The organism is Burkholderia sp. Ac-20349, assembly GCF_017104865.1.
In the GTDB taxonomy this organism is placed as follows: domain Bacteria; phylum Pseudomonadota; class Gammaproteobacteria; order Burkholderiales; family Burkholderiaceae; genus Burkholderia; species Burkholderia aenigmatica.
This window is the reverse complement of sequence record NZ_JAAGPM010000083.1, coordinates 1-22,712: the sequence shown is the minus strand read 5'-3', so window position 1 is coordinate 22,712 and position 22,712 is coordinate 1. Positions and strand designations below refer to the sequence as shown.

Here is a 22,712-nt window from a genome sequence, read left to right as displayed (position 1 = left end):
CATTTCAAATATACCTTCGATCACGGCATCCTGCAGTCATTCAATCAACGGAGTACCGAACATGAATGTGCTGATCGTCTATGCCCATCCCGAACCGCGTTCGCTGACCGGCTCGTTGCGCGACTTCACCGTCGAGCATCTCGAAGCGGCCGGCCATACGGTGCAGGTGAGCGACCTGTATGCAATGAACTGGAAGGCGGCCTTCGACGCGGACGACATGACCGGGCGTGAGCCGGACGCGCGTTTCGATCCGTCGAACGACTCGAAGCACGCGTTCGCAACCGGCACGCAGCGCGACGACATCGTGCGCGAGCAGGACAAGCTGAGGTGGGCCGATGCGGTGATCCTGCAGTTCCCGCTGTGGTGGTTCTCGATGCCGGCGATCATGAAGGGCTGGTTCGAGCGCGTGTATGCGTGCGGCTTTGCCTACGGGGTGGGCGAGCATTCCGACACGCATTGGGGCAATCGTTATGGCGAGGGTTCGTTCGTCGGCAAGCGCGCGATGGTGATCGTCACGGCAGGCGGGTGGCAGTCGCATTACAGCCCGCGTGGCATCAACGGACCGATCGACGACGTGCTGTTCCCGATCCAGCACGGGATGCTGTATTACCCGGGCTTCTCCGTGCTGCCGCCGTTCGTGATCTACCGCTCGGGGAAGATGAACGAAGCACGCTTCGACGAAACGCGTGCGGCGCTCGGCCAGCGTCTGGATGAGCTTTGGACCACGCAGCCGATCCCGTTCCGGCGCCAGAACATGGGCGATTACGAGATTCCGGCGTTGACGCTGAAGGACGAGATCGCACCGGGGAAGGTGGGGTATGCGGCGCATCTGACGCACGAGGCTTGATGGCGGATGGCGGGCCCGCGCGCACACGCGACGCGCGGGCATATCGACACATGCGCTCGAATCAAGTAGTTTCCGGGGATCGACGCGATTCGTCTGCACAATGGGCCGGCGTGGCCCGCGCAGCGAATCGGTCTCGACGGAGAACTACAACCATGTCTTTCGAACAACCGGGCCAGGCAGAACCGATCGATGACCCGCGCGCGCCGCTGCTGATCGCACTCGAAGCCGGCGGCTATCTGACGGAGGAGCAGGCGGCACGCGTCACCCAGCGTCTGCGGGACGCACCGGCCGAGCTTCCCGATACCGATTCCGTGCGCGTCATGCTCGACTGGCTGATCGCCGAGGGCTACACGACGGCCGACGCCGAGGCGAAAGCGACGCATGAGCTGCTGGACGGCCACTATGCGACCGGCAACGCGAAACTCATCCTGCTGACGGTGCTGGAGGAGATCGACCCGCCGCGGTTCGAACAGCGTCGGAACGAAACGGTCGCATCGATGCAGCGCGAGCAAAAGAAGAAGCAGATGCTGATCGGCTTCGGCGGCCTGGCTGCCGCGCTCGCGGTGGGCGCCTACCTGTTGTGGCCCGCATCGGCGCCCGCGTGCGGCGCGTCGAGCACCACCAAGGCGCTGAATTCGCTGTTGTTCGACGCGCGCAGGGACATGATGCTCAAGAACCCGATGCAGATGCTCGACCAGGGCAGCAAGTCGTTTCCGCACGTCAGCAACCCGCGTGAAGTCGGCTACGACGAGGCCAATCGCGCGCGCGGCTGCCTGGTGGACGTGAGTATCGCCGACGAGCAAGCGACGATCGGCTATGTGGTCCGGCACGACGACAAGGACAAGAGCGCCTTTGTCGTGCAGATGTTCCCGCCCGAGTACGTGACGGTTCGCTACAGTGCGCAGGGCCTCAATCCGAAGCTCGGCGCACCGCTCGGCCGCGACGTCATCAGCACGGCCTTCATGGCGGGCGTCGCGCAATTCGACAAGGCGGTGTCGGCGCGCATGCCGAGCTACGGCAAGCCGATGTTCGGCGACGACAAGCCGACGACGCTGACGAGCAACGTGCTGGGCGTCATGCCGGCCGCCGACTGCCGGCAGATCGACGGCGACCACGTGTCGTGTCCGCTGCTGATCGATTATCGCGATCGGCTGCTCGGCGCGATCGGCGCGCCGTCGATGCTGCAGTTGAAGGGCGATTTCACGTTCGTCAAGGACGGCAGCGGCTGGAAAACCACCGACGATTTCGACAAGACGCTGATGGAGGCGATCGTCGCGCGACGCATCGCGAAGGTGTACGGCGATGAAGCCGCCGACAAGATGGATGCGCAGAAGTAAGCCGCGCGGCAACCCGATTCACCGCTGCGGATGACGCAATGAAACGAGCGGCCTGCGAGGCAATCGCAGGCCGCCCGTGTCGTCAGTGCTCGACCGCCTGCTTAGCGATCGTCTTCCCGTACCGAAGACGGATGCCGGCACAGCGCCCGAACTTCCATTTCCATATACGGGAACAGCGGCAGCTGGCTCAGCAGGTCATGCAGTTGTTGCACGCTTTCGACGTCGAAGATGCTGACGTTCGCATACTGCCCGGCGATCCGCCACAGATGCCGCCAGGTCCCTTCGTTCATCAACCGCTGGCACATCGCCTTTTCTTCCGCCTTCAGCGTGGCCGCCTTGACCGGATCCATGTCCGTCGGCAGACGGACGGTCATTTCCACATGAAACAGCATCCTGCACTCCTTGCGTTATCGGTTCGTCGAATCGGAAGGCCGCTCACGCCTGCGCGCGGGCCCGCTCGACGTCGCTGCCCGGCACGTCCTGCTGTTCCTTGAGCAGCGAGAAATCGAAGTCGATCAGCGCGAACTGCCCGTCGACGCCATACGGCTTGCCTTCCGCGCCTTCGGCCTGCTTCACCGGCGGGATCAACCCGTCGCGCGTCGCGAAGGCGAAGTCGTCCCACAGATGCGGATCGCCATCGATGTTGATCTGCGTCGTCAGCTTACGATAACCGTCCGCCGAAACGAAGAAGTGAATGTGCGCCGGACGATGGCCGTGGCGGCCGAGCTGGTCGAGCAGTTGCTCGGTCTTGCTGCCCGGCGGCACGCTGTAGCCGACCGGCAGCACGCTGCGGAAGCTGTAGCGGCCATCGGCATCGGTGCGGATCGAGCGACGCAGGTTGAACGCGGGCTGCGACTGATCGAAGTACGAGTAGTTGCCGAGATGGTTCGCGTGCCACACCTCGACCAGCGCGTTCGCGAGCGGCGCGCCGTCCTGACCGAGCACCTGGCCGCGCATGATGAGCGTCTGGCCCGGATCGGTGCCGTCGTCCAGACGTGCATGGCCGACCGATTCCGGCGCACCGGCGACGTACAGCGGCCCTTCGATCGTGCGCGGCGTGCCGCCCTGGATGCCGGCCTTTTCCTCGGCTTCGTCCATGCGCACGTCGAGGAAGCGCTCGAGGCCGAGGCCCGCGGCGATCAGCCCGAATTCGCGGCCGGCTTCGTTCAGGTAGTTCAGCGCCGTCCAGAATTCGCTCGGCTGCACGTCGAAGTCCTCGATCGTGTAGCAGATGTCCTGCACGATCCGGTTGACGATCGCGCGCACGCGCGGGTTGCCCGGCTTTTCTGCGGCGTCGTCGAAGGTCTTCAGCAGTGCGTCGATGGCTTGCTTGTTCATCTGTGTCTCCGGTTTCGGTTGTCGTGTGGGGATCAGCGGGCGTCGCGTCGCATCCGTTCGATGCGGGCCCAGTCGAAGGTGATGCCGAGGCCGGGCGCTGCCGGCAGGTGCAGCTTGAAATCCTCGTAACGCAGCGGCTCGACGAGGATTTCCTCGGTGAGCAGCAGCGGGCCGAACAGTTCGGTGCCCCATTTCAGCGAGTCGAACGTGCTGAACAGTTGCGCGGACGCCATCGTGCCGGCCGCGCCCTCGAGCATCGTGCCGCCGTACAGTTCGATGCCGGCCGCCGCCGCGATCGACGCGACGCTCGCCGCGCCCTGCAGGCCGCCCGATTGCGCGATCTTCACCGCGAACACGTCGGCCGCGCGGTCCTGCGCGAGCGCGAACGCATCGACGGGGCCGTGCAGCGCCTCGTCGGCCATGATCGGCACCTGCGCAAGTTGCGTGAGGCGTTTCAGCCCCGCGCGGTTGGTCGCGGCGATCGGCTGCTCGACGAGGCTCACGCCCGCTTCCGCAAGCCGTGCGCCGGCCCAGATCGCATCGGTCTCGCTCCATGCCTGGTTCACGTCGACGCGCACGTCGCCGCGCTCGCCGAGCGCGCGCTTGATCGCGATCACGTGCGCGACGTCGTCGGCCACGGCGTTCGAGCCGATCTTCAGCTTGAACGCGCGGTGGCGACGGGCGTCGAGCATCGCTTCGGCTTCCGCGATGTCGCGCTGCGTGTCGCCGCTCGCCAGCGTCCATGCGACGTCCACCGCATCGGTCCGGCGGCCGCCGAACAGCTCGGACAGCGGCACGCCGAGGCGGCGCGCCTGCGCGTCGAACAGCGCGGTCTCGATCGCGCATTTTGCGAAGCGGTTGCCCTGGAACAGCTTGCGGGCGCGCGCCAGCGCGGCGCCTGGACGCGTCGCGTCCATGCCCTGCAGCAGCGGTGCGAAGTAGGTGTCGATGTTGACCTTGATGCTTTCGGGGCTCTCCTCGCCATACGCGAGACCGCCGATGGTCGTCGCCTCGCCGACGCCTTCGATACCGTCCGTGCATCGAACACGCACCAGCACGAGGGTCTGGCAATTCATCGTGGCGACGGACAATTTGTGGGGCCGAATCGTCGGCACGTCGACGAGCAGCGTCTCGATGCGTTCGATGGTGGCGGCAGTTGCTATCATGCGATTCCTCCTGTTGGTGCACATGGTAGGAATTCCCGCCCCGCGTCGTCCAACACTCTTTCCGACTACTTCCATACCTTTGAGGCATGAAATGGAATTGCGTCAGCTCCGCTACTTCATCGCCGTCGCCGAGGAAATGAACATCACGCGGGCGGCCGAGCGGCTGCACATGACGCAGCCGCCGCTGAGCCGCCAGCTCCAGGCGATCGAGGACGAGATCGGGTTGCCGCTGTTCGAGCGCGGTGCGCGGCCGCTGAAACTGACGGATGCGGGGCGCGTGTTCTATGCGCAGGCGAAGCGCCTCGTCGACCAGGCCGACGAGCTCGGCCCGCTGACGCGGCGGCTCGCGCAGCTGTCGGAGCGGATCGTGATCGGCTTCGTGCCGTCGACGCTGTACGGCGCGCTGCCGGACGTGATCCGCGCGTTTCGCGAGGCGCAGCCGGACGTCGAGCTGTCGCTGATCGAAATGTTCACGCTCGAACAGCTCGGCGCGTTGAAGGGCGGGCGGATCGACGTGGGGTTCGGCCGGCTGCGGTTCGACGACGATCAACTGGTGCGCGAGGCGCTGATCGAGGAAAAGCTGATCGCGGCGCTGCCGGTCGGGCATCCGCTCGCCGATCCGGCCCGGCCGCTGACGCTCGCGGATATCGCGAACGAGACGCTGATCGTCTATCCGAGCACGCCGCGGCCGAGCTTTGCCGATCAGCAGCTGTCCGCGCTGCGCGACGGCGCGCTGGTGCCGGCGGCCGTTCACGAGGTGCGCGAGCTGCAGACGGCGCTCGGGCTCGTGGCCGCGCAGGTCGGCGTGTCGCTGGTGCCGGAGAGTGTGGAGGGGGTGCGGGTGAAGGGCGTGGTCTACCGGCGGTTGCCGGAGCCGGCCGCGACGTCGCCGATCATCATGAGCCGCCGGCTGCACGGCGAAAGCGCCGCCACGGCGGCGTTTTGCGCGATTGCGCGGGAGATGATCGTGCCGGTGGCGTAACGATCGCTATTGTTTTCGCAGATCGCAACTAACGGTCTGTCTCGGCAGGCGCAGGCAAAGGCGGGGAGGGCGTCGCGGTTTCAGGTCGTGCCGTGCAACGTCGCGACCGGCCAGGCAAGCCGCCGGGCGCGCGAGCATACGCGGCGCTAGCGCTTCCCGTCGAGCGTTTCCGACGGCGATTCCCCGAACTTTTCCCGATACGCGATCGCGAACCGCCCAAGGTGCGTAAACCCGCAATCGAGCGCGACATCGGCGATCCGCCGGTCGGACACCGCGCCGCGCAGCAGCTCGCGCGCATGGTCGAGCCGCGTCGCGCGCAGGTATTGCATCGGGCTCATCCCGCGGAACTGCAGGAACGCGTCGCGCAGCGTCCGTTCCGGCACGTTGGCGGCCTGGACGATATCGGCGAGTTGCAGCGGCTGCGTGTAGTGCGCGTTCACGAATTCCTGCGCGCGCCGGACGAAACCCGGCGCCGGGTCGCGGTGCGACGCCCGCAGCACGGACGGTGGGTGGCCTTCGATCAGCAGGTCGATCAGCAGGTGTTCGAGCTGCGATGCGACGCGCGGGTTCGCGTTCGCGCGTTCGAGCAATTCAGGTGAGCGTGCGACCAGCATCAGTTGCTGGCGCCATGCGGCGAGCGCGGCGTCGCTGACATGCAGCACCGGATCGAGTGTCGCGCGCGGGTCGCCCGTCAGCGAGCCGACGGTCGCCGCGTCGATGCGCAGCACGAACTGCTCGCAATCGGCGGACAGCACCGCGTCGAAGCGCTCGCCGGGGGCGCACAGCACGCCCGTCTGGCCGTCGACGCCGAGCTGCCGGCCCATCGCGCGCACCTCGGCCTGGCCGGACAGGCAGAACATCAGCAGGTAATAGCCGTCGACCGCGTCGACCTGCACGCGCATCGCGTCGCCGAACGCGATCGTGCCGATCCCGAGCCCGCCCAGCTTGACGAAATCCATGTGCGACGCACCATGCGTGCGGCCGCTCGGCAGCAGCGCGTGCGGCTGCATCACGCGCGAGATCCGCTCGCGCGTCTCGTCGAGATCGCGGGATTCGAACAGCCGGTGCGCGCGCAGCGCGAGCGGCTCGAACGACGTTGGGGACATGGGCCTCAGCCTTGGTATGGGCGACGTGCGCTTCGATCCGATCAATGGGTCGCGATCGTGCGCAGGGTCGTGTGTGCCGTCATGCTAGCGCAGAAATCCGCCGAAAGTGGATATTGCACCGCCGCAATCGCACTTTCCGGATAGACGGCGAATATTAGCTTTTCAAAAATCGGCTCCATGCATTCAACGAAACGGATCGACCAGGAGTCCGACATGGAGCAGACAGAATCCCCCGTCGTTTTCGCCGCGCGCGGCGACGCGTCCGACGTGACCTTTCCGCACGACGACGGCTCGCGCGTGCCGTACAAGGTGTTCAGCTCGCGCGCGGTCTACGATCGCGAACAGGAACGCATCTTCCGCGGCCCGACGTGGAACTTCGTCGCGCTGGAAGCGGAAATCCCGAACGCCGGCGACTTCAAGAGCACGTTCGTCGGCGATACGCCGGTGGTCGTCACGCGTACCGAGGACGGCACGCTTTCCGCGTGGGTGAACCGCTGCGCGCACCGCGGCGCGCAGGTGTGCCGCAAGTCGCGCGGCAACGCGAGCTCGCATACGTGCGTCTATCACCAGTGGAGCTTCGACAATTCGGGCAACCTGCTCGGCGTGCCGTTCCGGCGCGGCCAGAAGGGGATGTCCGGGATGCCGGCCGACTTCGACCCGAAGCAGCACGGGCTGCGCAAGCTACGTGTCGACAGCTATCGCGGGCTCGTGTTCGCCACCTTCAGCGACGACGTGATGCCGCTGCCCGAGTATCTCGGCGAGCAGATGCGCCCGTGGATCGACCGGATCTTCCACAAGCCGATCGAGTATCTCGGCTGTACGCGCCAGTATTCGAAGTCGAACTGGAAGCTGTACATGGAGAACGTGAAGGATCCGTATCACGCGAGCATGCTGCACCTGTTCCATACGACCTTCAACATCTTCCGCGTGGGGATGAAGGCGCGCTCGATTCCGGATGCGAACCACGGGCTGCACAGCATCATCACGGTGACGAAGACCGGTGACGACACGTCGGCCGCGTACAAGCAGCAGAACATCCGTTCGTTCGACGAAGGCTTCCATCTGGAGGACGAATCGATCCTCGATCTCGTGTCGGAATACGACGAGGACTGCACGAACCATATCCAGCCGATCTTCCCGCAGCTCGTGATCCAGCAGATCCACAACACGCTGGTCGCACGCCAGATCCTGCCGAAAGGCCCCGACAACTTCGAACTGATCTTCCACTTCTTCGGCTACGCGGACGATACGCCCGAGCTGCGCGCGCTGCGCATCAAGCAGGCGAACCTCGTCGGGCCCGCGGGCTATATCTCGATGGAGGACACGGAGGCGACCGAGCTCGTGCAGCGCGGCACGGTGCGCGACGGCGACGCGACGTCGGTGATCGAGATGTCGCGCGGCAATCCGGACCAGCAGGACACGGTGATCACCGAAAGCCTGATCCGCAAGTTCTGGGTCGGCTACCAGAAGCTGATGGGCTATTGAAGCGGGAGCGCGGAATGATGGAAAACCTGACGGAAGACATGAAGACGTGGTTCGAGATTTACATGCTCCAGAACCGCTATATCGGGCACCTCGACAACAACCGGCTCGAAGCATGGCCGACGATGTTCACCGAGGACTGCACGTACGAAATCGTGCCGAAGGAAAACGCCGACCTCGGGCTGCCGGTCGGGATCGTCCACTGCACGAACCAGCGGATGCTGCGCGACCGCGTGGTGTCGCTGCGGCACGCGAACATCTACGAAGAGCATACGTACCGGCACATGACGTCGGGCCTGACGATCGTTGCGGAACGTGACGGCGAGATCGACACGGAAAGCAACTACGTCGTCGTGCAGACGCGCAGCAACGGCGAGTCGAACGTGTACCAGGCCGGCAAGTACTACGACACGGTCGTGCGCACGCCGGACGGGCTGCGCTACAAGACCAAGCGGGTGATCTACGACACGTCGCGCGTGCAGACGCTGCTCGCCACCCCGATCTGATACGGATGCAAGGAACAGACATGACCGAAGCAACGCTCGCCGAGTGGCATCCGCTTGGCGCTTTCGACGAATTCTCCGAAGACGAACCGGCGGCGCGGGTCGCCGGCCAGAAGCCGATCGCCGTGTTCCGGATCGGCGACGAACTGTTCGCGATGCACGACCTCTGCACGCACGGCCATGCGCGGCTGTCCGAAGGCTATGTGGAGGATGGCTGCGTCGAATGTCCGCTGCACCAGGGGCTGATCGACATCCGCACCGGCGCGCCGAAATGCGCGCCGATCACCGAACCGGTGCGGACCTATCCGATCCGGATCGTCGACGGGCAGGTGGAAGTCAATGTCGGCTGATCCGTTCGTGATCGTCGGCGCCGGCCACGCAGCGCGGCGCACGGCCGAAGCGCTGCGCGAACGCGACACCGCGGCGCGCATCGTGATGATCGGCGCGGAACGCGAGCTGCCGTACGACCGGCCCGCGTTGTCGAAGGATGCGCTGCTGAGCGATGGCGGCGAGCAGCGTGCGTTCGTGCGCGATGCCGCGTGGTATGACGCGCAGCGTATCGAGCTGCGGCTCGGCACGCGTGTCGATGCGATCGAGCGGGAGGCGCAGCGCGTGCGGCTCGACGACGGCGCAACGCTGCCCTATGCGCGGCTCGTGCTCGCGACGGGCTCGCGGGTACGCACGTTCGGCGGGGCGATCGACGAAGGCGTCAAGCCGCATTACGTCCGTACCGTCGACGATGCGCGTGCGTTGCGCGCGCAGCTTTCGCCGGGCCGTCGAGTGGCGGTGCTCGGCGGCGGTTTCATTGGCCTCGAGGTCGCCGCGGCGGCGCGTCAGCTCGGTTGCGACGTGACGGTGATCGATCCGGCGCCGCGCTTGCTGCAGCGTGCGTTGCCGGAGGTGGTCGGCGCGTACGCGCATCGGTTGCACGATGCACGCGGCGTGATCTTCCAGATGGCGACGCTGCCGCGTGCGATCCGTCGCGCACCGGGTGGCGGCGCGATTGTCGAGACCGATCGTGGCGACGTGCCGGCTGATCTCGTCGTGGTCGGCATCGGTGTGGTGCCCAATGCCGAGCTGGCACAGGCGGCGGGGCTCGAGGTCGACAACGGGATCCGCGTCGACGCACGCTGCCGCACGGTCGATCCCGCGATCTTCGCGGCGGGCGAGGTGACGATGCACTTCAATCCGCTGCTCGGGCGTCACGTGCGGATCGAATCGTGGCAGGTCGCCGAAAACCAGCCGGCCGTCGCGGCCGCGAACCTGCTCGGCGCCGACGAGACTTATGCCGAGTTGCCGTGGCTGTGGTCCGATCAATACGACTGCAACCTGCAGATGCTCGGGCTGTTCGGCAGCGAACGCGAGATCGTCGTGCGCGGCGATCCCGCGAACGGGCCGTTCACGGTGTTCGGGCTGGGCGATGACGGCAGGATCGTCGCGGTGGCCGCCGCGAACCTGGGGCGCGACATCGGTGCATCGCGCCGGCTGATCGCGGCGGGGGCGATGCCGGACCCGGTGAAGCTCGCCGATCCGGCCGTGAACCTGAAGACGTTTCTGTAGCACGCGCATGGTGATCCGGCCCGGCTGGCGGTGACGACGCCGGCCGGCATCGTGCGCGCCCCGCCGGTTCGTGCCGGCGGGGCGCGGCCGGAGCGATGCGCGTCGCAATGTTTGTCGGCAACACCGCAACCGGTGCATATTAGCGGCATCGTTCGCCCGACCGTTGCCCATGACGCCAGACAAAGCCCTCGAACTGAAACGCAGCAAGCGCCGCGCGCTATGGCTGCTGCTGGCCGCCGTCGCGGTGTTCGTCACGACGATCCTGCTGCCGCGCGGCCCGTGGGTCGACGGCATCAAGGCCGTGGCCGAAGCCGCGATGGTCGGCGCGCTCGCCGACTGGTTCGCGGTGGTCGCGCTGTTCCGCCGCGTGCCGATCCCGTTCGTGTCGCGCCATACCGAGATCATTCCGAAGAACAAGGACAAGATCGCCGACAACCTCGCGGTGTTCGTGCGCGAGAAGTTCCTCGGCCCCGACGCGCTTGCCGCGCAGATCCGCCAGCACGATCCCGCGCAGAAACTCGGTGCGTGGCTCGGCGAGCCGGCGAACACCGAGGCGCTCGGCAGCTATGTGACGAAGCTGATGAGCTTCGCGCTCGACATGACCGACGACGCACGGATCCAGTCGTTCGTGCACGACGCGTTTCGCGCGGTGATCGACCGGGTCGACCTGTCGCAATCGGCCGGCGCGGTCCTCGACACGCTGACGAAGGACGGCCGCCACCAGGCGCTGCTCGACGACGCGATCGAGCAGGTGGTCGACGTGCTCGACAAGGAGGAGAACCGCGAGGTGATCGCCGGCTTCATCGTCGAATGGCTGAAGACGCAGTACCCGAAGGTCGAGAAGATCATGCCGACGCAGTGGTTCGGCGAGAACGGCGCGCGGATGCTGGCGAACGCGGTGAGCCGCGTGCTGGAAGGCGTGGCGGCCGACCCCGAGCACGAACTGCGGCAGCGCTTCGACCGGACGGTCGTGCGGCTGACCGAGCGGTTGAAGCACGACCCCGCGTTCATCGCGAAGGGCGAGGAGATCAAGCACTATATCCGCGACGGCGCTGCGTTCAACGAGTACGTGCGCGACCTGTGGGATCAGTTGCGCGCGTGGCTGAAGGCCGATCTCGCGCGCCCGGATTCGGCGCTGCACCGGCAGGCCGCGACGCTCGGCGGCTGGCTCGGCGCGCGGCTGGCGGAGAGCCCGGCATTGCGCGCGTCGCTGAACGAGCACGTCGAGAAGGCGGTGCACGAGATGGCGCCGGATTTCGCGGATTTCCTGATGCGTCACATTCGCGACACGGTGCGCAACTGGGATGCGCGCGAGATGTCGCGGCAGATCGAGCTGAATATCGGCAAGGATCTGCAATATATCCGCATCAACGGCACGCTGGTCGGCGGGCTGATCGGGCTCGGGCTGTATCTGGTGTCGCTGGTGCCGCGCTGGGCGGCCGGCTGGCTGCACTGACGCGGCCACGGGTGTCGCGCGGCGGGCGCGCCGGGCCGCGCCCGCGCATCATGCGTGCGCTTTTGCGCCGTGCAGTTGCAGGCCGAGCGCCTTGATGACCTTCAGGATCGTGCCGAAGCTCGGGTTGCCGTCGTGCGACAGCGCCTTGTACAGCCCCTCGCGCGACAGGCCCGCATCGCGGGCGACCTGCGACATGCCGCGTGCGCGCGCGATCACGCCGAGCGCGTGGGCGATGAAGGCCGGATCGTCGCCGGCTTCCTGCAGGCACGCTTCGAAGTAGTCGGCCATGTCGTCTTCGGTTTTCAGGTGGTCGGCCGAATCCCACGGCCGGGTGCTGATCTTGTCCATCGATTACTCCATGTCGAGATGCGCGAGCATCGCGTGGGCGGCGCGGATGTCGGCCGGTTGCGTCGATTTATCGCCGCCGCAAAGCAGGACGACCCAGATCGTTCCGCGCCGGACGTAGTAGACGCGATAGCCGGGGCCGTGGTCGATCCGCATCTCGACGACCGGCGAGCCGGCGGACTTCCAGTCGCCCGGATTGCCCATCGAGAGGCGGTCGATGCGTGCCTGGATGCGGCGCTTCGCGACGCGATCCGGCAGGCCGGCAAACCAGGCGTCGAAGACGTCGGTGGTCCGGATGCTGAACGTAGGCGCACAGTAGGGCATGGATTCTAGTGTGTCAACCATGGTTCACATGTCTGATGGGTTGATTGCGTTGCCGCCACAGTAGGGCCGCGCGCTGTGTTTGCGTGCTAAATGGCCGTTCGGCCGAAGTCGGGATCTTCCGAATCCGTCTACAATCAAAAACGTCTTTGCCGCCCGTGCGCGCCTGCCGCGCGCGGGCGGATCCGTTTGTCCTCCGGTATCCGGAGGCGCCGCCGCGCAGCGCGTGTTGCGTGGCGGGCAGTGCCGTGGTTTGTGTCCAGTAGGTAAAGCGTCCGCGTGCCGTAGGCCGGCGCGCGTTCTGAACGCTGCGTGTCCGTAGGCCGGGCAGGCGGCATCAACCGAGAGTCCCCCATGAAAGCATCGGATCTGTTCGTGAAGGCGCTGGAAGCCGAAGGCGTCGAGTACGTGTTCGGCATTCCCGGCGAAGAAAACCTCGATCTGCTCGAATCGCTGCGGCGATCGAAGATCAAGCTCGTGCTGACCCGGCACGAGCAGGCGGCCGGGTTCATGGCCGCCACCTACGGCCGCCTGACGGGCCGCACCGGCGTGTGTATCGCCACGCTCGGGCCTGGCGCGACCAACTTCGTGACGGCCGCCGCCTATGCGCAACTCGGCGGCATGCCGATGCTGATGATCACCGGGCAGAAGCCGATCAAGTCCAGCAAGCAGGGCCACTTCCAGATCGTCGACGTGGTCGACATGATGCAGCCGCTCACGAAGTTCACGCGGCAGATCGTGTCGATCGGCAACATCCCGTCGGCCATACGCGAGGCGTTCCGCCGCGCGGAGGAAGAGCGCCCGGGCGCCGCGCACCTCGAGCTGCCGGAAGACATCGCGCACGAGGAGGGCGACGGCAAGCCGATTCCGCGCAGCTACAGCCGCCGGCCGGTGGCCGAGGAGAAGGCGGTCGCGCATGCGGTCGACGCGATCCAGGCCGCGCGCCATCCGCTGCTGATGATCGGCGCGGGCGGCAACCGCAAGACCACCTGCAAGATGCTGCTCGAATTCGTCGACAAGACGGGCATCCCGTTCTTCACGACGCAGATGGGCAAAGGCGTGATCGACGAGACGCACCCGCTGTGGCTCGGCAACGCGACGCTGTCCGACGGCGATTTCGTGCACCGCGCGATCGAGCAGGCGGACTGCATCATCAACGTCGGCCACGACGTGATCGAGAAGCCGCCGTTCTTCATGCGTACCGACGACAAGACCGTGATCCACGTGAACTTCCTCGGCGCGCAGGTCGACCCCGTCTACTTTCCGCAGATCGAGGTGGTTGGCGACATCGCGAACGCGGTGTGGCAGATGAAAGAGGCGCTCGCGCCGCAGCCGCACTGGGATTTCGCGCGCTTCGCGATGATCAAGGAGCATTTCGACGCCCATCTGGAGAAGGGCCAGCACGATCCGCGCTTCCCGATGTACCCGGTGCGGATCGTCAACGATCTGTACAACGCATTGCCGCTCGACGGCATCGTCTGTCTCGACAACGGGATGTACAAGATCTGGTTCGCGCGCTACTGGCGCGCGCACGAGCCGAATTCGCTGCTGCTCGACAACGCGCTCGCGTCGATGGGCGCCGGCCTGCCGTCGGCGATCGCGACCAAGATCGTGCATCCGCAGCGCAAGGTGATCGCCGTGTGCGGCGACGGCGGCTTCATGATGAATTCGCAGGAGCTCGAAACGGCCGTGCGGCTGAAGCTCGACATCGTCGTGATGATCCTGCGCGACGACGCGTTCGGGATGATCCGCTGGAAGCAGGAGAACATGAACTTCCCCGATTTCGCGATGACGCTGCAGAACCCCGATTTCGTGTCGTATGCGCAAAGCTACGGCGCGCACGGGCATCGTGTCGAATCGGCCGACGATCTCGAGCCGCTGCTGCGTGAGTGCTTCTCGTCGCCGGGCGTGCACGTGATCGACGTGCCGATCGACTACTCGGACAACGAGCGCGTGCTGAATCGCGAGATCAAGCGCCTGTCGGCGCAACTCTGAATGTCCCGTTCACAGGAAGGAGTCGTTCCATGTTGAAGGAAACCTATCCGTACTACCTCGCCAACGAAGCCGTCTACGCGAACACCGATCTGGACGTGACGGACAAGTTCAGCGGCAAGGTCGCGACACGCGTCGCGCTGGCCGACGCGAAGGCCATCGACGCGGCGATCGGCGCGGCGGTCGAGGCCGCGAAGCCGATGCGCGAGCTGCCGGCCTACAAGCGGCAGGCCGTGCTCGACCATTGCGTCGCGCGCTTTCGCGAGCGCTTCGACGAGCTGGCCGAGGCGCTGTGCATCGAGGCCGGCAAGCCGATCAACGATTCGAAGGGCGAAGTGACGCGTCTGATCGACACGTTCCGCGTGGCGTCCGAAGAATCGGTGCGCATCGACGGCGAAATCATCAACCTCGAGATCTCCGCGCGTGCGCAGGGCTATACGGGCTACACGAAGCGCGTGCCGGTCGGCCCGTGCTCGTTCATCTCGCCGTTCAACTTTCCGCTGAACCTCGCCGCGCACAAGGTCGCGCCCGCGCTCGCGGCCGGTTGTCCGTTCGTGCTGAAGCCCGCGAGCCGCACGCCGATCGGCGCGCTGATCATCGGCGAGGTGCTCGCCGAAACCGATCTGCCGAAGGGCGCGTTCTCGGTGCTGCCCGCGCACCGCGACGGCGCCGACCTGTTCACGACCGACGAGCGTTTCAAGCTGCTGTCGTTCACGGGTTCGCCGGCCGTCGGCTGGGCGCTGAAGGAGAAGGCCGGCAAGAAGAAAGTCGTGCTGGAGCTCGGCGGCAACGCGGCCGCGATCGTCGATGCGGACCAGCGTGACCAGCTCGACTACGTGGTCGAGCGTCTGGCGTTCGGCGCGTACTACCAGTCGGGCCAGAGCTGCATTGGCGTGCAGCGGATCCTCGTGCATGCCGATCTTTACGACGCGCTGCGCGAGAAGCTGATCGCGAAGACGCGTTCGCTGAAAATGGGCGATCCGAAGGATCCGTCGACGTTCGTCGGCCCGATGATCTCCGAATCCGAATCGCGCCGGCTGTCGGGCTGGATGGACGCAGCCGTCGCGGCGGGCGCGAAGATCGTCGCGGGCGGCAAGGTCGACGGCGCGATGTTCGAGGCGACGCTGCTGGAAAACGTCGGGCATGAGCAGGACCTGTACCGGAAGGAGGCGTTCGGCCCCGTTGCGATCCTCGAGAAGTTCGACCGGTTCGACGATGCGCTCGCGCGCGTGAACGACAGCGACTTCGGGCTGCAGGCCGGCGTGTTCACCGATTCGCTGACGCACGCACAGCGCGCGTGGGACGAGCTGGAGGTCGGCGGCGTCGTGATCAACGACGTGCCATCGTTCCGCGTCGACAACATGCCCTATGGCGGCGTGAAGGATTCGGGCCTCGGCCGCGAAGGGATCCGCTACGCGATCGAGGACATGACCGAGCCTCGACTGATGGTCGTGCGGCGCCGGTAACGCGCGGGCAGCAGCAGGGTGCCGCGACGGCACGCGGGCGGGCGATCGGGCCGGCCCGCGTGCCGTTTTTCATGGCGGCGCGCGTATTGGGCCGGCACCAGGCGTGCGCCGTGCCCGCGCTGCGTGGTCGGCAGCCCGACCGCGCTCGACTGAGGGCCTCGCCTCGTGATGTAATCGCGCGAAACTGCCGACCGGGGTACGACGCCGGAAAGCGCAATTCATTCTTCACGAGGTCGATTCATGTCCCCCGTCTCGGCATTCAAGCTGGTTTTGTTGTCATTCCTCGCGATCGTCGCGCTCGAATGCATCGCCAAGCGGCTGCGGCTGCCGCCCGCGGCCGCGCTGCTGATCGGCGGCATCGGCATCGCGTTCATCCCCGGCCTGCCGCCGATCAATCTCGATCCCGAACTGGTGCTGCTGGTGTTCCTGCCGCCGCTGCTGATGGACGGTGCGTATTTCTCGGTGTGGGAGGAGTTCAAGCGCAATGTCGGCGGCATCCTGCTGCTTGCGATTGGCGCGGTCGTGTTCACGACGTTCGCGGTCGGCTTCGCCGTGCACTGGGTGGCGCCGTCGCTGCCGTGGGCCGCGTGCTTCGCGCTCGGTGCGATCGTGTCGCCGCCCGACGCCGTTGCAGCGAAGGCCGTGCTGGAACGCGTCGCGCTGCCGCGCCGGCTGATGGTGCTGCTCGAAGGCGAGAGCCTGCTGAACGATGCGGCCGGCCTCGTGCTGTTCCGCTTCGCGGTCGCGGCCGCGCTCACCGGCGCGTTCAGCCTCGAGCACGCGGTCGTGCGCTTCGCGGAGCTCGGGCTCGGCGGCGTGGCGATCGGCTTCGCGGTCGGCAAGCTCGTCGTGTGGTTCCTGAAGCAGCTCGACGACGACTACCTCGTGATCACCGTCGCGGTGATCGCCGGCTGGATCGCCTATATCGCGGGCGAAATGGTCGAGGTGTCCGGCGTGATCGCCACCGTCACGGCCGGCATGATCGTCGGCTGGCATCAGCACGAGGTGTTCTCGGCGGCCGTGCGCACGCGCGGCACCGCATTCTGGCAGGTCATCGTGTTCCTGCTCGAAGCGATGGTGTTCGTGCTGATCGGGCTGTCGCTGCGCGGCGCGATCCACCGGCTCGGCGGCTTCGAGCAGGTGCTCGCCACGATGGTGCCGCCGATGCTCGCGGTGCTGGCGGCGGTGATCGTGTCGCGTTTCGTGTGGATCTACGCGGTCGAGGCGCTGAAGTGGCCGGTGCGCGGGATCGCGCGGCGCGGCGAAGCGCCCGACTGGAAGGCCGCGACGATCATGAGCTGGGCCGGGATGCGCGGCGTCGTCACGCTGGCGATCGCGCTGTCGCTGCCCGAGGCGATGCCCGGCCGCGACGTGATCCTGGTCGCGTCGTTCGCGGTGATCCTCGTCACCGTGCTGCTGCAGGGCACGACGATCGGGCCGCTGATCCGGCTGCTGCGCCTGCCGGAGCGCGAAGAGCGCGAGGCACATCACCTGACCGAGCCGCAGACGTGGGCGTACGTCGAGGCTGCCCAGCTCGCGGCGATCCAGCCGCTCGTGCGCGACGAAAACGGGGTCGTGATTCATCCGCGCCTGCTCGAGCAGTACACGTATCGCGCGGAACTGACCGAGCGGGCGAAGGACGAGCCCGCGTTTCCGGCAGAAGTGCGTACCGCGCACTACGACGTCGTGCTGGCCGCGATCCGGGCCGGGCGCGCGGAATTGTTGCGCCTGCACCGTTCGGGGCACATCCACGACGAGATGTTGCACGCGCTCGAACGCGACCTCGATCTGCAGGAAGTGTCCGCGCAGCACGCGCGCGGGTAAGGCCGCACACCGCCGTCATACCGCCGTCGCGTGGCCGGATCCGGCCGGCGCGACGCGCGCGGACCGATCGTTGCCCGGCGCGCAATTTTTTCTTCCGCCTGCGCGCCGATTCGGCGCTTTTTCATCCGGCCCCCAATGCGGCGGGCAGCCGGCCTTGCAGCGCATGCAAACCTTATGGCGCCGGTCTCGCAAACGTTATCGTCTTTCGAATCCGGAAATGATCTGATTTAACTGTTTCCGGCTCCTTCGTCATATTTGGCAAAACTAAACCGGAAGGAGATAGATGCTGTGTTCTAATTTCATTTAGAATCAGCCGGTTATGTTTATTGAGAGAAAGGATGCGGAGGTAATGCGGCCGTCAACGGGGAGAAATCGGCGTCCGGAGCCCCGCTAGGCAGTGCCGACAGGCCAAATCGGCGGAATCGGGCGGGATTTTCAACCGCTGAAATAAGATAGCGTCCAAGCCGGATAAACAACTCCTATGAAAGAATCGATTGGAGAATCGGCGTTTGAAACTGTATTTATGAAAGAATCGAGCGGTGATAATGCCTCGGATTGTCTTGAATCGGGGTTATCGGTCCTTCTCGTCGACGATCAACCGTTCGTCGGCGAGGTGATCCGCCGCGCGCTGCGCAGCGAACACGACATCGACCTGCACGTGTGCACTGACGCGCACCGGGCGATGGCGGTCGCGCGCGACGTGAAGCCGACGGTCATCCTGCAGGATCTCGTGATGCCGGAGATCGACGGCCTCGATCTCGTCCGCGCGTGGCGCGCGGATGCCGGCACCGCACGCGTGCCGATCATCGTGCTGTCCGCGAAGGAGGAGCCGATCGTCAAGCGCGAGGCGTTCATTGCCGGCGCGAACGACTATCTGGTGAAGCTCCCCGACGCGATGGAGCTGGCCGCCCGGATCCGCTATCACTCGAATTCGTACCTGATGTCGCGGCAGCGCGACGAGGCGCTCGATTTCCTGTCGCACGACATGCGTTCGCCGCAGACCTCGATCCTTGCGCTGCTCGACGTCTACCGGGCCGAGCACGGCGACATGCCGGCGATCATGGAGCGCATCGCAGGCCATGCACGGCGCGCGCTCGCGCTGGCCGATGGTTTCATCCACCTGACCCGCGCGCAGTCCGAGCGCCGCGCGCACGAGGTCGTGAGTCTCAACGAGATCGTGCTCGACGCGGTCGACCAGCTGTGGGAGAAGGCGGCCGGGCTCGGCAGCCGGGTCGCCGCGCAGGTGCCCGATACCGAGTGCGTGACGATGGGCGACCGCATGATGCTCACGCGCGCGGTCGCGAACCTGATCGACAACGGGCTGAAGTACGGCCCGGCCGGCACGGACGTGCACTGCACGCTGGGCGGCGAGGACGGCGCCTGGCTGATCGGCGTCGAGGATACCGGCGCCGGGATCGCACCGGAGCAGCGCACGGCCGCGACCGAGTCGTTCGTGCAGCTCGAATCCGTGCATGGCGCGGCGCGCAGCGGCTTCGGCCTCGGCCTCGCGTTCGTCCGCGCGACGGCGGCGCGGCATCGCGGCCAGATCCTGATGCGCAATACGGCGCGCGGCTTCATGGTCGCGCTTCGGCTGCCGGCGCAAGCGGAGCGGTGATTTCGCGGCGCGGCCTGCCGGCGCCGCGCTGCCCGCAGACCCCGATGCGCTCGTGGCGCGCCGTCCGGCGCACAGGCGGGCGCGAATTTTTTCAACGCTGATTTTAGAAAGCCCATAACGAACATGGCCACCGTGACGCCCCGCGCGACCAATGAAAGCCTGCATCCGACGATCGGCGCTGCCCGGCTGACGCTCGGCAATCGCATCCTGCTCAGCTTCGGCGTGCTGTTCGTGCTGATGCTGGTGACAGCCGGCGTGTCGTACGAGCGACTGCGCGCGATCAATACCGAAGCCATCAGCATCGAGCGTGACTCGCTGCCCGGCGTCTACCTCGCGTCGACGCTGCGCGGTTCGGTCAACGAATCGTTCACGCTGCTGCAGCAGGCGACCTTCGTCGACACCGAGCCCGAAACCGTGCAACGCGATCTCGCGAAGATCTCCGACGCGCTGAAGGACATCGAGTCGCTGACCGCCGACTACCAGAGCACGACGTTCCGCGACGACGACCGGCAGCGCTTCGCGGCGTTCCGCGGCGCGTACGACCACTACGTGCCGCTGCTGAACGAAGCCGTGCAGAAGAGCCGCGTGTCGCGCGAGGAGGCCGTCGCCGCGTACGCGAAAACGCTGCCCGCGTGGACCGAGGTCGTGCGCAACGCGAATGTGCTGGTGCAGGAAAACCGCAAGTTCGCCGAGCAATCCGCGAAGCTGATCCGCGAATCCGTGCAGGATACCGAGGTCGTGCTCGCGGTCTCGGTGACGTTCGTGCTGCTGTCCGCGCTCGCGCTCGGCTACGTGCTGTACCGTTCGGTGACCGTACCGATGGCGCGGCTCGTCGAGGTGCACGACGTGATGCGCACCGGCAACCTGACGCGCCGCCTCGACTTGCGCCGCCGCGACGAATTCGGCACGCTCGAGACGGGCTTCAACCGGATGGCCGACGAGCTGACCGAGCTCGTCGCACGCGCCCAGCAATCGTCGCTGCAGGTCACGACGTCGGTGGCCGAGATCGCGGCGACGTCGCGCGAGCAACAGGCAACCGCGAACGAAACCGCGGCGACGACGACCGAGATCGGCGCGACCTCGCGCGAGATCTTCGCGACGTCGCGCGACCTGCTGCGCACGATGAACGAGGTGGCCGGCGTGGCCGAGCAGTCGGCGACGCTCGCGGGCGTGAGCCAGAGCGGGCTCACGCGGATGGGCGAGACGATGCGCAGCGTGATGGACGCGGCCGGTTCGGTGAACGCGAAGCTCGCGATCCTCAACGAGAAGGCGCTGAACATCAACCAGGTGGTCGCGACGATCACCAAGGTGGCCGACCAGACCAACCTGCTGTCGCTGAACGCGGCGATCGAGGCCGAGAAGGCCGGCGAGTACGGCCGCGGCTTCGCGGTCGTCGCGACCGAGATCCGCCGCCTCGCCGACCAGACGGCGGTGGCGACCTACGACATCGAGCAGACGGTGAAGGAAATCCAGTCGGCGGTGTCGGCGGGCGTGATGGGGATGGACAAGTTCTCCGAGGAAGTGCGCCGCGGCATGCTCGACGTGCAGCAGGTCGGCGGGCAGCTGTCGCAGATCATTGCCGAGGTGCAGACGCTCGCGCCGCGCTTCCAGATGGTCAACGAAGGGATGCAGACGCAGGCGAACGGCGCCGAGCAGATCACGCAGGCGCTGTCGCAACTGTCGGAGGCCGCGCAGCAGACGGCCGAGTCGCTGCGCCAGTCGTCGCAGGCGATCGACGACCTGACGCTCGTCGCGAACCAGTTGCGTACCAGCGTGTCGCGCTTCAAGGTCGACGCGTGACGCGCGCCGACACGCAGAACGGCGCCCACGCGCTGTTCCTGATGTTCGAGCTCGACGGCGAACGCTATGCGCTCGACGCGGCCGGCATCGACGAGGTGCTGCCGCTCGCGGTCACGAAGGCCGTGCCCGGCGCACCCGACTGGATCGCCGGGCTGCTGATGCGTGGCGGCCAGCCGGTGCCGGTGATCGACGTGCCGATGCTGGCGCTCGGGCGCCGCGCGCATGCATTGCGTTCGACGCGGCTCGTGATGGTTCGCTACCGCGCGGACGAGGCCGGCGGCGAGCGCACGATCGGGCTGATCGTCGAGCGCGCGACGCAGACGATGCGGATCGACCGCGCCGCGTTTCGCACGAGCGGCATCTCGACCGCGCGCACGCGCTGGCTCGGGCCGGTCGCGAACACGCCCGACGGCGTCGTGCAACAGGTGTCGGTATCCGACCTGATCGACGACGTCGCGCGCCTGTATCTGTTCGACGGCCTGCCGGGCCACGGGGGAGAGTCTGCATGAAAGAGTCCGAATCGCGATTTCGCGGCTGGCTGCTGCGCGAGACCGGCATCGACCCCGATTCGCTCGGTAACGATTTCCTGAGCCGCGCGCTGACGGAACGCGTGCATGCGCTGCAGGCGGACGGCGAGCGCCTGCCGTCGGCGGCGCGGCCGCCCGTGACGCAGGACGCGCTCGACGCCTACTGGCAGCAGCTCAACGCGTCGGCCGACGAGCGGCGCGCGCTGATCGAGCTGTTCGTCGTGCCCGAGACCTGGTTCTTCCGCGACCGCGAGGCGTTCGCGACGCTCGCGCGGCTCGCGGCGGAGCGGCTCGCCGCGCTGCCCGGCCGCGTGATCCGCGTGCTGAGCGCGCCGTGCTCGACGGGCGAGGAGCCGTATTCGGCGGCGATGGCGCTGCTCGACGCGGGGCTCGACCCGGCCAGCTTCACGATCGACGCGATCGACCTCAGCGCGCGCGCGATCGAGCAAGCGCGGCTCGGCTGCTACGGGCGCAACGCGTTCCGCGGCACCGCGACGGAATTTCGCGCGCGGCACTTCACGCCGACCCGCGATGGCTGGCTGCTCGACGAGCGCGTGCGCGCGTGCGTGCAGTTCAGTCAGGCGAACCTCGTCGAACCGGCAGTCGATACCGGCATTCGCTACGATTTCGTGTTCTGCCGCAACGTGCTGATCTACTTCGATCGCGATGCGCAGGATCGCGTGATCCGCTCGCTCGACGCGCGTCTTGCCGGCGACGGCATGCTGTTCGTCGGGCCGGCCGAAACGGGTGTCGCGATGCGGCACGGGATGCGCTCGGCGCGCGTGCCGCTGGCATTCGCGTTTCATCGCGAGCCCGCCGGCGCGACGGCCGACGCCTGCGCGGCCCGCCCGGTGGCGTCGTTGTCGGCGGCGTCGAATCGGCGCACGGAGCGCTTCACGGTCGCGCCGCTTGCGGCGACGGTCAGTTGGTTCGACTGCAACTGCGACTGCAGCACCGAGCGCTCGCTGTCGATCACGTCGAGATAGGCAACCTCGCCTTCCTGATACTGCGTGCGCGACAACGTCGCCGCGCGCCGCGACGCGTT

General features: G+C 66.8%; 21 protein-coding genes and 2 pseudogenes. 15 read left to right on the top strand and 8 right to left on the bottom strand.

Annotated features, from left to right (window positions below; genetic code table 11):
- Positions 1 to 61: 61 nt before the first annotated feature.
- Together G3N61_RS24715 and G3N61_RS24710 are read left to right on the top strand one after the other, a co-directional pair.
- Positions 62 to 847: an NAD(P)H-dependent oxidoreductase gene (locus G3N61_RS24715; RefSeq protein ID WP_043177973.1), complete on the top strand. Its 786-nt coding sequence runs from the start codon at positions 62 to 64 to the stop codon at positions 845 to 847.
- Between the two features lie 50 nt (positions 848 to 897).
- Complete coding sequence (locus tag G3N61_RS24710; RefSeq protein WP_241017890.1) at positions 898 to 2,184, top strand: hypothetical protein; 1,287 nt, start codon at positions 898 to 900, stop codon at positions 2,182 to 2,184.
- A 101-nt stretch (positions 2,185 to 2,285) separates the two neighbouring features.
- Here G3N61_RS24710 and catC read toward each other — a convergent pair whose 3' ends face one another.
- The 3 genes from catC to G3N61_RS24695 are packed head-to-tail and all read right to left on the bottom strand — an operon-like array spanning position 2,286 to position 4,688.
- The gene (catC, locus tag G3N61_RS24705) at positions 2,286 to 2,576 is read right to left on the bottom strand and encodes a muconolactone Delta-isomerase (RefSeq protein ID WP_011355923.1); all 291 of its coding nucleotides are present in this window, start codon (positions 2,574 to 2,576) and stop codon (positions 2,286 to 2,288) included.
- Positions 2,577 to 2,619: 43 nt separating this feature from the next.
- A complete protein-coding gene (gene catA / locus G3N61_RS24700; RefSeq protein ID WP_205823812.1) occupies positions 2,620 to 3,522 on the bottom strand; it encodes a catechol 1,2-dioxygenase in 903 nt (300 codons plus the stop codon).
- 32 nt (positions 3,523 to 3,554) lie between these two features.
- Positions 3,555 to 4,688 carry a muconate/chloromuconate family cycloisomerase gene (locus tag G3N61_RS24695; protein WP_043177967.1) on the bottom strand — a complete coding sequence of 378 codons (1,134 nt, stop codon included), beginning with the start codon at positions 4,686 to 4,688 and terminating at the stop codon, positions 3,555 to 3,557.
- A 91-nt stretch (positions 4,689 to 4,779) separates the two neighbouring features.
- On the opposite strand from G3N61_RS24695, the gene G3N61_RS24690 reads away from it, so the two are divergent.
- Positions 4,780 to 5,670, top strand: coding sequence for a LysR family transcriptional regulator (locus G3N61_RS24690; protein ID WP_039344778.1), 891 nt, complete (start codon positions 4,780 to 4,782; stop codon positions 5,668 to 5,670).
- A gap of 146 nt (positions 5,671 to 5,816) precedes the next feature.
- On the opposite strand, the gene andR is transcribed toward G3N61_RS24690, so the two are convergent.
- Positions 5,817 to 6,776 (bottom strand): anthranilate 1,2-dioxygenase regulatory protein AndR, encoded by a 960-nt coding sequence (gene andR / locus G3N61_RS24685; protein WP_089453467.1) that lies wholly within the window; start codon positions 6,774 to 6,776, stop codon positions 5,817 to 5,819.
- A 41-nt stretch (positions 6,777 to 6,817) separates the two neighbouring features.
- Entirely contained in the window at positions 6,818 to 6,991 is a 174-nt protein-coding gene (locus G3N61_RS24680) for a hypothetical protein (RefSeq protein WP_205823811.1), read from the bottom strand.
- On the opposite strand from G3N61_RS24680, the gene andAc reads away from it, so the two are divergent.
- The 5 genes from andAc to G3N61_RS24655 all read left to right on the top strand — a co-directional run bounded on the left by andAc (position 6,990) and on the right by G3N61_RS24655 (position 11,777).
- Complete coding sequence (andAc, locus tag G3N61_RS24675; protein WP_043177962.1) at positions 6,990 to 8,261, top strand: anthranilate 1,2-dioxygenase large subunit AndAc; 1,272 nt, start codon at positions 6,990 to 6,992, stop codon at positions 8,259 to 8,261. The genes G3N61_RS24680 and andAc overlap by 2 nt on opposite strands.
- 14 nt (positions 8,262 to 8,275) lie before the next feature.
- The gene (gene andAd, locus G3N61_RS24670; protein ID WP_011355917.1) at positions 8,276 to 8,764 is read left to right on the top strand and encodes an anthranilate 1,2-dioxygenase small subunit AndAd; all 489 of its coding nucleotides are present in this window, start codon (positions 8,276 to 8,278) and stop codon (positions 8,762 to 8,764) included.
- Positions 8,765 to 8,784: 20 nt separating this feature from the next.
- Entirely contained in the window at positions 8,785 to 9,111 is a 327-nt protein-coding gene (gene andAb / locus G3N61_RS24665) for an anthranilate 1,2-dioxygenase ferredoxin subunit AndAb (protein WP_006479527.1), read from the top strand.
- A complete protein-coding gene (gene andAa / locus G3N61_RS24660; protein WP_205823810.1) occupies positions 9,101 to 10,321 on the top strand; it encodes an anthranilate 1,2-dioxygenase system ferredoxin--NAD(+) reductase in 1,221 nt (406 codons plus the stop codon). Before andAb ends, andAa begins: the two co-directional genes overlap by 11 nt.
- 169 nt (positions 10,322 to 10,490) lie before the next feature.
- The gene (locus G3N61_RS24655) at positions 10,491 to 11,777 is read left to right on the top strand and encodes a DUF445 domain-containing protein (RefSeq protein ID WP_089453464.1); all 1,287 of its coding nucleotides are present in this window, start codon (positions 10,491 to 10,493) and stop codon (positions 11,775 to 11,777) included.
- A 48-nt stretch (positions 11,778 to 11,825) separates the two neighbouring features.
- On the opposite strand, the gene G3N61_RS24650 is transcribed toward G3N61_RS24655, so the two are convergent.
- Positions 11,826 to 12,125, bottom strand: a complete 300-nt coding sequence (locus G3N61_RS24650; protein ID WP_021157290.1) for an addiction module antidote protein — start codon at positions 12,123 to 12,125, stop codon at positions 11,826 to 11,828.
- A gap of 3 nt (positions 12,126 to 12,128) precedes the next feature.
- Entirely contained in the window at positions 12,129 to 12,446 is a 318-nt protein-coding gene (locus G3N61_RS24645; RefSeq protein WP_205823809.1) for a type II toxin-antitoxin system RelE/ParE family toxin, read from the bottom strand.
- Between the two features lie 351 nt (positions 12,447 to 12,797).
- Here G3N61_RS24645 and G3N61_RS24640 point away from each other — a divergent pair, with 351 nt between their 5' ends.
- The 7 genes and pseudogenes from G3N61_RS24640 to G3N61_RS24610 all read left to right on the top strand — a co-directional run.
- On the top strand, positions 12,798 to 14,438 hold the full coding sequence (locus tag G3N61_RS24640) for an acetolactate synthase large subunit (protein ID WP_043177949.1): 1,641 nt from the start codon (positions 12,798 to 12,800) through the stop codon (positions 14,436 to 14,438).
- Between the two features lie 29 nt (positions 14,439 to 14,467).
- Positions 14,468 to 15,901, top strand: coding sequence for an aldehyde dehydrogenase family protein (locus G3N61_RS24635; protein ID WP_205823808.1), 1,434 nt, complete (start codon positions 14,468 to 14,470; stop codon positions 15,899 to 15,901).
- A gap of 240 nt (positions 15,902 to 16,141) precedes the next feature.
- Complete coding sequence (locus G3N61_RS24630) at positions 16,142 to 17,725, top strand: Na+/H+ antiporter (protein ID WP_043177945.1); 1,584 nt, start codon at positions 16,142 to 16,144, stop codon at positions 17,723 to 17,725.
- Positions 17,726 to 18,206: 481 nt separating this feature from the next.
- Positions 18,207 to 19,340: a hybrid sensor histidine kinase/response regulator gene (locus G3N61_RS24625; protein WP_043177943.1), complete on the top strand. Its 1,134-nt coding sequence runs from the start codon at positions 18,207 to 18,209 to the stop codon at positions 19,338 to 19,340.
- A 123-nt stretch (positions 19,341 to 19,463) separates the two neighbouring features.
- Positions 19,464 to 21,140 carry a methyl-accepting chemotaxis protein gene (locus G3N61_RS24620; RefSeq protein ID WP_043177940.1) on the top strand — a complete coding sequence of 559 codons (1,677 nt, stop codon included), beginning with the start codon at positions 19,464 to 19,466 and terminating at the stop codon, positions 21,138 to 21,140.
- Positions 21,137 to 21,649, top strand: coding sequence for a chemotaxis protein CheW (locus G3N61_RS24615; RefSeq protein ID WP_043177938.1), 513 nt, complete (start codon positions 21,137 to 21,139; stop codon positions 21,647 to 21,649). Before G3N61_RS24620 ends, G3N61_RS24615 begins: the two co-directional genes overlap by 4 nt.
- Positions 21,646 to 22,581 (top strand): annotated as a pseudogene (locus tag G3N61_RS24610) (protein-glutamate O-methyltransferase CheR); the annotation flags it as partial. The gene G3N61_RS24615 and the pseudogene G3N61_RS24610, both read left to right, overlap by 4 nt.
- Here the strand turns inward: G3N61_RS24610 and G3N61_RS24605 are convergent.
- Positions 22,563 to 22,712, bottom strand: a pseudogene (locus G3N61_RS24605) (RND transporter); the annotation flags it as partial. The pseudogenes G3N61_RS24610 and G3N61_RS24605 sit on opposite strands and share 19 nt — an antisense overlap.

Coding starts and splice junctions, on each gene's coding strand:
- G3N61_RS24715 (WP_043177973.1), top strand. CDS start 62: ATGAATGTGCTGATCGTCTATGCCCATCCCGAACCGCGTTCGCTGACC.
- G3N61_RS24710 (WP_241017890.1), top strand. CDS start 898: ATGCGCTCGAATCAAGTAGTTTCCGGGGATCGACGCGATTCGTCTGCA.
- catC (WP_011355923.1), bottom strand. CDS start 2,576: ATGCTGTTTCATGTGGAAATGACCGTCCGTCTGCCGACGGACATGGAT.
- catA (WP_205823812.1), bottom strand. CDS start 3,522: ATGAACAAGCAAGCCATCGACGCACTGCTGAAGACCTTCGACGACGCC.
- G3N61_RS24695 (WP_043177967.1), bottom strand. CDS start 4,688: ATGATAGCAACTGCCGCCACCATCGAACGCATCGAGACGCTGCTCGTC.
- G3N61_RS24690 (WP_039344778.1), top strand. CDS start 4,780: ATGGAATTGCGTCAGCTCCGCTACTTCATCGCCGTCGCCGAGGAAATG.
- andR (WP_089453467.1), bottom strand. CDS start 6,776: ATGTCCCCAACGTCGTTCGAGCCGCTCGCGCTGCGCGCGCACCGGCTG.
- andAc (WP_043177962.1), top strand. CDS start 6,990: ATGGAGCAGACAGAATCCCCCGTCGTTTTCGCCGCGCGCGGCGACGCG.
- G3N61_RS24680 (WP_205823811.1), bottom strand. CDS start 6,991: ATGTCGGACTCCTGGTCGATCCGTTTCGTTGAATGCATGGAGCCGATT.
- andAd (WP_011355917.1), top strand. CDS start 8,276: ATGATGGAAAACCTGACGGAAGACATGAAGACGTGGTTCGAGATTTAC.
- andAb (WP_006479527.1), top strand. CDS start 8,785: ATGACCGAAGCAACGCTCGCCGAGTGGCATCCGCTTGGCGCTTTCGAC.
- andAa (WP_205823810.1), top strand. CDS start 9,101: ATGTCGGCTGATCCGTTCGTGATCGTCGGCGCCGGCCACGCAGCGCGG.
- G3N61_RS24655 (WP_089453464.1), top strand. CDS start 10,491: ATGACGCCAGACAAAGCCCTCGAACTGAAACGCAGCAAGCGCCGCGCG.
- G3N61_RS24650 (WP_021157290.1), bottom strand. CDS start 12,125: ATGGACAAGATCAGCACCCGGCCGTGGGATTCGGCCGACCACCTGAAA.
- G3N61_RS24645 (WP_205823809.1), bottom strand. CDS start 12,446: ATGCCCTACTGTGCGCCTACGTTCAGCATCCGGACCACCGACGTCTTC.
- G3N61_RS24640 (WP_043177949.1), top strand. CDS start 12,798: ATGAAAGCATCGGATCTGTTCGTGAAGGCGCTGGAAGCCGAAGGCGTC.
- G3N61_RS24635 (WP_205823808.1), top strand. CDS start 14,468: ATGTTGAAGGAAACCTATCCGTACTACCTCGCCAACGAAGCCGTCTAC.
- G3N61_RS24630 (WP_043177945.1), top strand. CDS start 16,142: ATGTCCCCCGTCTCGGCATTCAAGCTGGTTTTGTTGTCATTCCTCGCG.
- G3N61_RS24625 (WP_043177943.1), top strand. CDS start 18,207: ATGAAAGAATCGATTGGAGAATCGGCGTTTGAAACTGTATTTATGAAA.
- G3N61_RS24620 (WP_043177940.1), top strand. CDS start 19,464: ATGGCCACCGTGACGCCCCGCGCGACCAATGAAAGCCTGCATCCGACG.